General features: G+C 44.1%; 9 protein-coding genes. 7 read left to right on the forward strand and 2 right to left on the reverse strand.

Annotation, left to right across the window (positions count from 1 at the left end; genetic code table 11):
- The first annotated feature begins 1 nt into the window (after position 1).
- From CH376_RS17380 to CH376_RS17395, 4 genes are read left to right on the forward strand one after another with little or no spacing between them, the layout of a single operon-like run.
- On the forward strand, positions 2 to 1390 hold the full coding sequence (locus tag CH376_RS17380; RefSeq protein ID WP_100783696.1) for a TolC family protein: 1389 nt from the start codon (positions 2 to 4) through the stop codon (positions 1388 to 1390).
- Positions 1387 to 2478: a heavy metal-binding domain-containing protein gene (locus tag CH376_RS17385; RefSeq protein ID WP_100783695.1), complete on the forward strand. Its 1092-nt coding sequence runs from the start codon at positions 1387 to 1389 to the stop codon at positions 2476 to 2478. Before CH376_RS17380 ends, CH376_RS17385 begins: the two co-directional genes overlap by 4 nt.
- Before the next feature lie 7 nt (positions 2479 to 2485).
- Positions 2486 to 5896 (forward strand): efflux RND transporter permease subunit, encoded by a 3411-nt coding sequence (locus tag CH376_RS17390; RefSeq protein WP_100783694.1) that lies wholly within the window; start codon positions 2486 to 2488, stop codon positions 5894 to 5896.
- Positions 5893 to 6114 (forward strand): hypothetical protein, encoded by a 222-nt coding sequence (locus CH376_RS17395; RefSeq protein WP_100783693.1) that lies wholly within the window; start codon positions 5893 to 5895, stop codon positions 6112 to 6114. The genes CH376_RS17390 and CH376_RS17395 overlap by 4 nt, the downstream gene beginning before the upstream one ends.
- 103 nt (positions 6115 to 6217) lie before the next feature.
- Here CH376_RS17395 and CH376_RS17400 read toward each other — a convergent pair whose 3' ends face one another.
- A complete protein-coding gene (locus tag CH376_RS17400) occupies positions 6218 to 7069 on the reverse strand; it encodes a flagellin N-terminal helical domain-containing protein (RefSeq protein ID WP_100783692.1) in 852 nt (283 codons plus the stop codon).
- Between the two features lie 329 nt (positions 7070 to 7398).
- Here CH376_RS17400 and CH376_RS17405 point away from each other — a divergent pair, with 329 nt between their 5' ends.
- Genes CH376_RS17405 through CH376_RS17415 form a run of 3 tightly spaced genes read left to right on the forward strand, consistent with a single transcriptional unit; the run spans position 7399 to position 10549 of the window.
- Positions 7399 to 7950, forward strand: a complete 552-nt coding sequence (locus CH376_RS17405) for a cob(I)yrinic acid a,c-diamide adenosyltransferase (RefSeq protein ID WP_100783691.1) — start codon at positions 7399 to 7401, stop codon at positions 7948 to 7950.
- Positions 7926 to 9230: a peptide MFS transporter gene (locus CH376_RS17410; protein WP_100783690.1), complete on the forward strand. Its 1305-nt coding sequence runs from the start codon at positions 7926 to 7928 to the stop codon at positions 9228 to 9230. The genes CH376_RS17405 and CH376_RS17410 overlap by 25 nt, the downstream gene beginning before the upstream one ends.
- Positions 9231 to 9274: 44 nt before the next feature.
- Positions 9275 to 10549 (forward strand): C40 family peptidase, encoded by a 1275-nt coding sequence (locus CH376_RS17415; RefSeq protein ID WP_100783689.1) that lies wholly within the window; start codon positions 9275 to 9277, stop codon positions 10547 to 10549.
- Between the two features lie 210 nt (positions 10550 to 10759).
- On the opposite strand, the gene CH376_RS17420 is transcribed toward CH376_RS17415, so the two are convergent.
- Positions 10760 to 11290, reverse strand: coding sequence for a DUF1564 domain-containing protein (locus CH376_RS17420; RefSeq protein ID WP_100783688.1), 531 nt, complete (start codon positions 11288 to 11290; stop codon positions 10760 to 10762).
- Positions 11291 to 11366: the final 76 nt, after the last annotated feature.

Consider the following 11366-nt stretch of genomic DNA (forward strand, 5'->3'; position numbering starts at 1 on the left):
TATGAGTTCTCTACGGACATATCTTATTATTCTTATATTCTATTTTTCTTTACCGATCGCTGGAGAAGAAAAAGACGTGCAGACGGTTTTAGAACTGATTGCAAAAGAACACCCCGAAGCGAAATCGCTCGGACACTTGACTCACGCGCATCAATCTCATACGGAAGCGACCGGGATTCTTCCGGATCCGAAGATCGGTATCGCCTATCGCAACTTTCCCACTCGAAACGGTTATTCACTCAACGATCGTCCTTTGGATACGCCGACGATGACCGGCGTGGAATTTTCGATTTCCCAAGAATTTCCGTTTCCGGGAAAATTAGGAACTGAACAAAAAATTTCGAAATATATGGAGAAAGAGGCGGGTTTCAGTTATCTTTCGGGAATCAATCGGCTTCTGGGAGAATTTTTATCTAAACTCAATCGTTATCAAAGAATTCGAAACAAAAAAGATTTGAATTCCAAGATGATTCAAATTCTTTCCTCGCAAAAAAATATTTCTCAGAGTTACTATTCTTCCGGAAACATATCCCTCGCCGAAAGCATCAAAGCTACGATCGCAAAGACGGAATCCTTTGAAAAGGAGACGGAATATGACACAACTCTAAAGGACCTTTCCTCTCAATTGGATTATTTCAAAATCGAGGAACGACTTTCCTTCGCCGATTTTTCTTCTTTGAATTTGGATAAATACTTTCAAGAAAATGAATATGCCATTCTCGGATTAAACGATTCGTTAGAGGAAGTTGCCGGCGTAAATCCGGATTACAAATCCTTTATCACGGGAGAAAAAAGGCTCAAGGAATCTGCAAAGCTGAGCAGACTTTCACTTCTTCCCCAGACTGAGGTTTTTGTTTCCTATATGGATCGGAGAAATCAGAACTTTGCGATCGATCGTGGTCCTCTCGATTATCGTTTGATGGACACGACCGAATACAGAGGCGATCTCTTTAGCTTCGGGGTAAATTTGAAAATTCCGGTCTGGTCCGCGCTCAAGTGGGAGAGTATTACGGGTCAATATGAAAGGGAAGCCGACGCGGGAAAAGAATCCGCCAAAAAAGTCAAAATGCAGGTGGTTTCGGAATTAAACCGGAACGTGAAACTTGTTCGAGGTTACGAAAAACAAATCGAGATTATCGAAAAAAAATTAATTCCGGAGCTGGAAAGAGCGCGTCGCGCTAACGTTTCCCTTTATCTTCCCGGGAAGTCAAATCCGCTTGAGATTCTCAACAATGAAGTGGAAAAGATCAACGCTCAGATTCGCAAAGAAGATCTGATCGAAAGGAAAAACGAATCGATCCTGTACGTGCTTCGAATATTGAGCCGAATTCATACCGATCCGAGTAAAAACTTACATTCAACGCACGGGAACGAGGGGGATCGTCTATGAAATGCTTACTTCGTTTTTCGATCCCGATTCTTTTGCTTTCGGCTTTTACGGCGAACTGCGTCAAGGAGAAAGAAATTTATTATTGTCCGATGCACCCGACTTATATATCGGATCGACCGGGAACTTGCCCGATTTGTAATATGGATCTTGTAAAGAAGTCGAAGGGAGATCACGAGGATCATAACTCGACTTCCTCGTCCGGATCGAATGCGCTGAATGCTTCGGATATCGCTCGAAACGATTTTAGCGAAGAAAAAGGCGACTCTTCCGAATCAAAAAAAAATGATTCCACTTCGAACCGCGAACTTTCCCTTTCCTTGGAAAAACAACGGTCCATCGGAATTAAAACGGAACTCGTAACGCGAAGAGATCTTACAAAAAAAATCTCAGCGTATTCGACTGTCGCGTACGATCCGGAATTGTACACGGCTTTGACCGAGTATAAGGAAATGATTCGGTCTCGCGAATTTCTTTCGGATGCCGGTTCGTCCTTCGAAGGAAAGAATTTTCAGATTCGCCTGCGTCAATTGGGACTTTCGCCGGATCAGATTCGGCTTTGGACTTCGGGAAAGCGGGATCCTTCCGAACTCATACTCGGAGGAAGTTTCGGAAGGGCCCATATCTATTCGCAAATTTACGAGTCCGATTTTTCTTCGGTGCGTGTCGGTTTAAAAATTTCGTTTAAAACGAACGTCTATCCGGATTTGAATTTTCCGGGAACGATTCGGAGCGTCGATACGATCCTCGACAAAAACAGTCGCACCATACGTTTGCGAAGCGAAGTGGAGGACAAAAAACAAATACTAAGACCTCAGATGTTCGGAGATCTGGAGATCCAGATTCCTCTAAAACAAATTTTGAGCGTTCCGACTTCTTCAATTTTAGATACCGGAGTTCATAAGATCGTTTACGTTCAAACGGAATCGGATCGATTTTTCGCAACACAGGTAAAGACGGGTTTGAGCGTCGGGGATTGGACGGAGATCAAAGAAGGTCTGAAGGAAGGCGACAAAGTCGTCTCCGAATCCGCGTTCCTGATCGATTCGGAAGCAAGAATCCGTTTCGGCTCCGCTCTTCACAATCATTGAGGTTGCCATGATTCAAAATATCATTCGTTTTTCAGTAAATCATAAATTTCTAATATTTTTAATCACGGTCGGTTTACTTTTGGGATCTCTTGTTTCGCTCAGGAACATTCCCCTGGACGCTATTCCGGATCTTTCCGATACGCAGGTGATCGTCTATTCGCGGTGGGATCGGAGTCCGGATATCTTAGAAGACCAGGTAACGTATCCTATCATCACGTCTCTTTTGGGCGCCCCTAAAATCAAGGCAGTGCGGGGATTCTCAGATTTCGGATTCTCTTACGTCTATGTGATCTTTCAAGACGGAACCGATATCTACTGGGCGCGATCTCGCGTATCGGAATATCTTACGCGGATTCAATCCAACCTTCCATCTGGTGTGAAGGTAGAATTGGGTCCGGACGCAAGTTCCGTGGGTTGGGTCTATCAATATGCTCTGACGGATCCAAACGGGCTTTCCTCGCTTTCCGAATTGAGAACGTATCAGGATTTCAAACTCAGATATCAATTGAACGCGGTTCCGGGAGTTTCGGAGGTTGCTTCCATCGGCGGTTTTAAAAAACAATACCAGATCACTCTTCAACCAAACGCTTTACGTTCCTATAATATAGACTTTGAAACCTTGGTGCGAAAAATAAGGGAAAGCAACCAGGAAACGGGAGGCAGACTCGTCGAACTTTCGGGAGCAGAGTTTATGGTTCGAGGGCGGGGTTATCTTTCCTCTTTGGAAGATATCGAGAACATATCTCTGGGGACCGACCTCAACGGAACTCCGATTCTCGTGAAAAACGTGGCAACGGTTTCCTTTGGACCCGATATCAGGCGAGGGATTTCTGATTTAAACGGAAAAGGCGACGCAGTCGGCGGAACGATTGTTATGCGACACGGAGAAAACGCGTTAAACGTCATCGATCGCGTCAAAATAAAAATAGAATCGATCCGCAAGAATCTGCCTTCCGGAGTAGATTTAGTAACGACCTATGACCGATCGGAACTCATCGAACGCGCGATTTCAACTCTTCGCTGGAAGCTGTTCGAAGAGATGTTGATCGTCTCCGCCGTGATTCTTTTGTTTCTCTGGCATTTTCCTTCCGCGATCATTCCGATTCTTACGATTCCGATCAGTGTTTTGATCACGTTCATCCCGATGTATTTATTGGATATCAACGCCAATCTCATGTCTCTTTCCGGAATGGCGATCTCCATCGGAGTTCTCGTGGACGGCGCCATCGTGGAAGTAGAAAACGCGTATAAAAAATTGGAAGAATGGGAAATTTCCGGTAGAATCGGCGACTATCACCAAGTTCGACTCGAAGCCCTTCTGGAAGTCGGCCCGTCCGTATTCTTTTCGTTGCTCGTAATCGCCGTTGCTTTTTTTCCGATATTCGCTCTCGTAGATCAGGAAGGAAGGTTGTTTAAACCTTTGGCATATTCCAAAAACATTGCAATGGCCGTAGCAGCTTTTCTAGCGATCACTTTGGATCCGGCGTTTCGAATGCTCTTTACAAGAATGGATCCGTTCGTTTTCAAAAGCCCGCTTCTTTCTAAGATTGCAACGGCGCTTTTAGTTGGAAAATACTACCCGGAAGAAAAACATCCGGTCAGTAAAATTCTTTTCCGTTTTTACGGCCCTGCTTGTCGCTGGGTTTTGCACAACCCGAAGATTACGATTTTCGCAGGATTGATTTCGGTCACTCTTACGATCCCTTTGTATTTCCAGTTGGGTTCCGAATTTATGCCACCCTTGGACGAGGAATCCCTGTTGTATATGCCGACCACGTTACCCGGCATCGGAGTCGCAGAAGCGGAAAAACTTATGACCGCGATGGATAAAAAACTAAAAACGATTCCGGAAGTCAAAAGTGTGTTCGGAAAGTCGGGGCGATCGGATACCGCGACCGACTCGGCTCCATTTTCCATGATGGAAACGATCATTCTATTGCACCCGAAAACGGAATGGAGAAAGGCCGATCGTTTTTATTCTTCCTGGCCTCGAATTCTGCAATTGCCGTTCCTTCCTTTCAAGTCGGAAAGAATCACCAAGGAAGAATTGATCTCGATTTTAAATCAGGAGATGCAGTTTCCGGGAGCGACTAACGCGTGGACTATGCCGATCAAAGCAAGGATCGATATGTTGAGCACCGGGATGCGAACTCCGATAGGAATCAAAGTATTGGGAACGTCTCTGGAAGAGATAGAAAGGATCGGCGTTTCCATCGAATCCGTTCTCAAGTCGATCCCTGAAACAAGGAGCGTTTTCGCGGAAAGAACTGCCGGAGGTTATTATCTAGACCTAGAATTAAAAAGATATAATTTAGCAAGATATAATATAACCGTGGACGCGGCTCAGCAGATCGTAGTATCCGCCATCGGCGGAGAATCCATCACTCAAACAGTGGAGGGGAGGGAACGGTTTTCGGTGAATCTTCGTTATCCGCGAGAGCTGAGAGATTCCGTCGAAAAGATGAAATCGATTTTGGTGCCTACCGCCACCTTTGGGCACATTCCGTTAAGCGAAATAGCGGACATTCGGGTCAAAGCCGGCCCTTCTATGATCCGCGACGAAAGCGGGTTTTTAGCCGGTTACGTCTATGTTGATCCTTCCACGACCGATATAGGAGGTTATGTCGATCGAGCCAAAAAAATCGTTTCAGAGAGAATATCCTTACCGAGCGGATACTCCCTCGAATGGAGCGGTCAATACGAAAACATGATACGAGTTCGAGAAAGGATGAAATACGTTCTCCCACTTACGATTTTTATTATATTCTTATTGTTGTATGCGAATACGAAATCCTATGCAAAAACTCTTATCATTCTTCTCGCAGTTCCTTTCTCGCTGATCGGCGCGGTCGGATTATTATATATCCTCGACTATCACGTATCTGTCGCGGTCTGGGTCGGGATGATCGCGCTCATGGGTTTGGACGCGGAGACGGGGGTTTTTATGCTTCTTTACTTGGATTTATCGTACGAAGACGCAAAGAAAAAGGGAAAACTCCGCAACCGTGAAGAATGGATCGACGCGGTCTTACACGGCGCCGTTCACAGAGTACGTCCGAAGATCATGACCGTTCTTGCCGCGATGATGGGGCTTTTGCCGATCCTTTGGTCTCAGAGCACCGGCTCCGATATAATGAAACGAATCGCGGCGCCGATGGTTGGAGGACTCGTTACGAGTTTTATTTTAGAATTGCTTGTTTATCCTCCGATCTACCTTCTGTGGAAACAGGGAACACTTTCCTCTCTTTTTAAATTTGGGAATCCGATGAAACAAAACGACTTGCAGCTCAAATTCTATTTCCCGGAAGCGGAAAAGATATTTCAAAAAGGGGAAGAAATGTCGGATTCAAATACGGAAAATCTTATTAGCGAAAATAGAACTCGGAAGAAAAAACAGACAAAGAAGGAAAAACTATGATTCAAAAGACGATTCAAATTCTTATCTTAATCGGATTCTTGTCTGCGGCCGCATTGTCCGCGCACGAAGGCGGTCACAAAGATTCTATGGATAAACACCACGAGCACGGAAAAGACGGGGATCATTCCAAGCACAAAGAGTCGAAAAAAGGAAAAGAGACGAATTCTGGAAAGGAACACGATCATTCAAAGATGAAAGAATCGAAAGGGAAGAAGTAAGAAATCGATTCTGCGCAAAGAAGATCAGTTTCTTAAAGAGCGTTTTTCTAAATAAAAAGCCGCCCGAAGGGCGGCTTTGAAACAAGATTAAAAGTGAAATCTTTCAACCAAATCGGTCGCTTAACAATTTCACGACTTGATCAGGCCTCATGTTCGCCTGAGCGAGCATTGCTGAGCCGCTTTTTGTAAGAATTTGGTTTCTCGTATAATCTACGATCTGCTCCGCCATATCCGCGTCCCTCACACGGCTTTCAGCGGCGACCATATTTACATAGCTGGATTGCAATCCTTGAGAAGTAATTTCTAAACGATTGTAATAAGCTCCGAGATCTGCTCTTTGCTGATTCACCTTAGAAATTGCGGTGTCTAAGATTCCGATCATCGCGTTCGCGCTGGCGGGAGAGGAGAGGGCTTGTTTTTTGCCGTTTGCCATCAATTGCAAACCGGTCGCATTCATAGAATCTATAAAGATATCCAGCTTTTCATTTTGATTTGGACCAACCTGAAGCTGAATCGGTTTATTCGACTGTTTAGAATGATCTCCAGAAAGAGGTTTGATACGATTGAACTCCGCCGACTTGCCGATTCGATCGACTTCTTCGATCAATTGGTCGACTTCCAATTGAACCAGTTTCCGATCTTCGTTCGAATAGACTCCGTTTGAAGTTTGGATGGAGAGTTCTCGAAGCCTTTGCAGAATGTTGTTGACCTGTTCTAGAGTTCCTTCCGTAACCTGAATGAAGGAAACCCCGTCCATCACGTTTCGTTCCGCTTGGGCGAGACCGCGAATCTGAGTCCGCATCTTTTCGGACATGGCAAAACCGAGAGCATCGTCGCCGGCGCGATTGATCCGCTGTCCGGTGGAGAGCTTCTCCATGGTCTTATCCAATTCTTTATTTACGCTCTTCAGTACATTATTCGTACGGAGCGCGCTTATGTTGTGATTGATGATCATTGTCACAACCTCCCTGTATCGTGTTGCCCGGATCCGTCCGGGCCGAAGTTTTGGGGCAGCTGACTGCCTTTGTTTATCCACTGCGAACTTCCACTCTGTTTGGAACGGAGGGGAAAGTTTTTATATTTTTTTCCTAAAGTTTTATCCGGAGGGAGCCGAACTTAAGTTTAGGGAAGTTTTGTCAAAATATTAACCACGCCTCCGCTTAAAATCAACTCTTTTCCTTTACCCACCAAAAAAATCCTTTCCTTTCATCCTGTTTTCCGAATGTTTTGATCGTATTTTGTCTCTTTTTAAGAGGGAGAATTTCAGGAACGAAATTAGGAATCATGAAAATTTATACAAAGAAGGGAGACTTCGGGCAGACGTCCCTAGCGACAGGAACCAAAGTTCTCAAATCGGATCGACGAGTAGAATTGTACGGCACTGCGGATGAACTCAACTCCACGATCGGAGTGGTGAAAGCGTTTTTGCCCAAGGAAAGTATGCTTCATTCTCCCTTGGAAACGATACAAAACTTATTGTTTGAGCTCGGTTCGGAGTTGGCAGGTTTTCGGCCAAAGGAAGAATCCTGCATTTTGGAAATAGACGTCGCTTTTCTGGAACAGGAAATCGACCAGATGCAGGAGAAGTTAACTCCCTTAAAAAAATTCATTCTTCCGGGGGGAACAAAGGCATCCTCATTTTTACACATTTCGAGAACGGTTTCGAGACGGTTGGAAAGAGAAATGGTTCGTTATAAAGAAGAGGGATTGGATATCCTTTCCCCGCCGATGATTTTTATGAATCGGCTTTCGGATTATTTTTTTGTCGCCGCGCGTTATGCGAACTTAGAGGAAAATATTCAGGAACCTACATGGACGTCGAGAGCAAAAGTTTAAATTCTCATCCTAAAGCGCTTTCAATTCTTTTTCTTACCGAAACATGGGAACGTTTTAGTTTTTATGGGATGAGAGCTTTACTCGTTTTGTTTCTGACTAAGGTATTTCATTATTCGGATGAAGTAGCTCAGAATATCTACGGTTATTATATCGGGCTCGTTTATCTTACTCCTTTGATCGGGGGTTATCTCGCCGATCGATACCTCGGCTTTAAGGTATCGATCTACATCGGAACAACACTGATAATGTTCGGTCATTTGAGTCTTGCGTTTGAAACAAAACCGTTTTTCTTTTTAGGACTTGCGTTACTCATCATCGGGGTTGGTTTTTTTAAACCGACCGTTTCGACGGTTATGGGAAGAATTTACGCTGAAGAAAATAAAAATCAGATGAAGGATTCCGGTTTTACGATCTTCTATATGGGAATCAATCTCGGAGGTTTTCTCGGACCGATTTTTTGCGGTTATTTTAGCGCGGCTTTCGGTTGGGGGTACGGTTTTGGAGTGGCGGCCTTCGGAGTTTTTTTCGGAATTCTAATTTTTCTTTTTGGGCAGAAAATAATTCCTGAAAGCGTATTCGAACCAGGAAAGAAGGATCACCTCAATCAATCGACTACGGCGACGCCTTTGACCAAGGAAGAAAGGGAGAGAGTCGTCGTCATTTTTATCTTTGCAACTTTTATGATCATTTTCTGGGGAGTTTTTGAACAGATCGGTTCTTCCGTGAATCTTTTTATCGATCGCCACGTGGATCGCAATCTATTCGGATATGAAATTCCGACACCTTTGTTCCAATCCTTAAATCCTCTTTTGATTCTTCTTTTTGCCCCCTTAGTTGCTTCGTTTTGGACTTTCCTTTCCAAAAAAAATCTGAAACCCGACACATCCACAAGATTCGCCTACGGCTTTGTAATATTAGGACTTGGTTATATGGCTCTGATCGGAGCTACGTATGATTTCCATCCCGAGAGTAAAGTTTCCGTTCTCTGGATTCTTCTTATGGTCGCGCTCATTACGATCGGAGAATTGTTTACTTCTCCGGTAGGATTATCGCTCGTAACAAAATTGGCTCCGAATCATCTCGGAGGTTTTCTCATGGGAATCTGGTTTATCTCGAGTTTTTTCGGTGGAATTCTTACCGGAAAATTGGGAGGTCTTATGAGCACCGATAGTTTTCCTTCCTTTTTCGGAATGTTTGCAGGGCTTGCGCTTGCGGGAAGTTTTGTTCTTTATTTGGCGAGGAAGAAGTTTCAAATCTGGATGCACGGCGGAGATTTGTAAACATCGTTCAGTGATTTATTTTTTTAATATATTAGGAGATCATTGTGTATAGAATTTTATTTTTACTTTCATTTCTTTTTCTATCTCAGACTCAAGTCTTCGCGGACCCATTTTCCGATCTCCTCAAAGAGGATTTTGAAACCGGTCAAACTCTTCTTATAAAGAATTCCGTATTTCAAAGACTTGGCGGGAGATCCAACGATCCGAAGGTGATTGAAATCACGAAAAATACGATTCCTTGGGCGATCATGGAAGGCCTTGCACCGGACGCGGTCGCGGACTTAATCGTAAATCAATACTACGTTTCGCTTTCCGGGATGCGTTTTACCGAGTCTGAAGACGCAATTCCAGCGCTCGCAAAACAAAAACTTTCGGAAAAGGATTTTGTTCTTGTTTCCCTTTTTGTGAAAGAAACCGATCAGGCCGGAGTCAGAGAGGAAATTCGAAACGTATTTCTTTCCACGGCTCTCAAATCACGTTGGGACGGCTTTTCTATTTTGGCTGGAGGAAGAGCTTTGATCGCGGGAAAGTATGTCGGAATTCCGGAAAACAGGCTCGCTTCTCGAATTTTAAGTCTGTTTCCGTCGAAGGGGGGAACTTCTTCCTTTGAAAAGACGGATTCTGCGTTTAGACAAGCGATTTTTTTTAGTCCAACAAACGATCGTTATACGCTTGCCTCCGATCTTCTTTCCCAACTGAAAACTCTCCACTCAGGCACAAAAAGCAAATCTTTGGATTCTTGGACGGCTTCCATTGCGACGGCGCGAACATTGGACAGTGGATTGGATTCCGCTGGAGAAATCGTAATCGGAGATAGGCCGAAGTTCGGCTTTGAAGAAAATATTCCGGAACCTCCTCTGGTTCCGGAAGTAGAACCGGACGCTCCGATCCCTCCCGGTAAATCGGAATGGGAAACTTTACGTTCTTCTAATCTATTTGCCGTAATAAAAGAGTGGCAAGGAACTCCTTATTATTGGGGAGGAACTTCGAAAAAAGGAGTAGATTGTTCCGGTTTTACATTTAGCTCGTTAACGGATTCTCGTGTGGGAGTGCCGGCAAAAATAGTTCCCCGTTTGGGAAGAGATCAGGCGAAGTCGGGGAGTTATATTTCCCATGAAGGTCTTCGCGCGGGCGATCTTATTTTCTTTTCAGCCTCTCCCAATCAAAGTAAAATAACGCATGTCGGGCTGGTCATCTCTGACAAGGAATTTTCGCATGCGTCTTCTACGAGAGGGGTCGTCATCGATAAGATTTCTATGAAATGGTGGATCGATCGTTATGTTACTTCCCGAAGAGTTTTTAAGAAAGTGATTCCTTGACCGGCTGCGGTCGATATTTTCCGAATTCTCAAACTTTTGATTCAGTTTAGGAATTTTGCATAAATTCTTATATGAATTTTATCTTTGAAGATTCGTTTTTTATAACTGAACATGAAACGATTTCTTGGGACGGCCGTTGTTAAAAAACGGAATATCTTTTTGAAAGTGAGCCGGCTTTCTGATTTGGAATTTCTGAAATCAGTCGTTCTTTTAGGACGTATACCAGTCTCTATAATCTAAAACGGAAAAAAGATGAGATGGTTCGCATTCCAGGCTTCGAACGAGCGTATTTTCTAAGAAATCGAGGTGCAGGATATATCTGTAACTCCTGTGAAATGTGGGAGCTCCCTCATTCATAGAATACACGATAGAACTTCCCACTCCCACCTCATCCAACCACAAAAGGTAATTAAAGAGGTAACAGCGGGACACACCATGAGCCTGCGCAAGAACACCTAACAGGCTCCAGCTTGCAGTCCCCAACCGAACATTCATCCGCTTCATTTTCGAATTTTCCATACTGGGTTGATACAAGGTTCTTCCTGCTTTTTTTCCCAAACGTCCTACGGAAGTTAAATATTTCCCATATCTCATCAAAAGAATCGGAACTTTCCGCGGGAGCAATGTCCTTTCTCTTTCCTCATAGCGCGCTAAAGTGGAATCGGGAATAAGCAAAGTCACCACTTCGGTTTTATTGTCGTTCAAAATGGAACGAATTTGCTGTTCAGAATTTAATAACAATGGATAACGTCCTAAAATTTTCGCAGATTTAAGAATGAATGAGAAGGCTCTCCTTGCCGATTGAGTTTGTAGCGAT

This window comes from Leptospira adleri (genome assembly GCF_002811985.1).
Classification (GTDB): Bacteria; Spirochaetota; Leptospiria; order Leptospirales; family Leptospiraceae; genus Leptospira; species Leptospira adleri.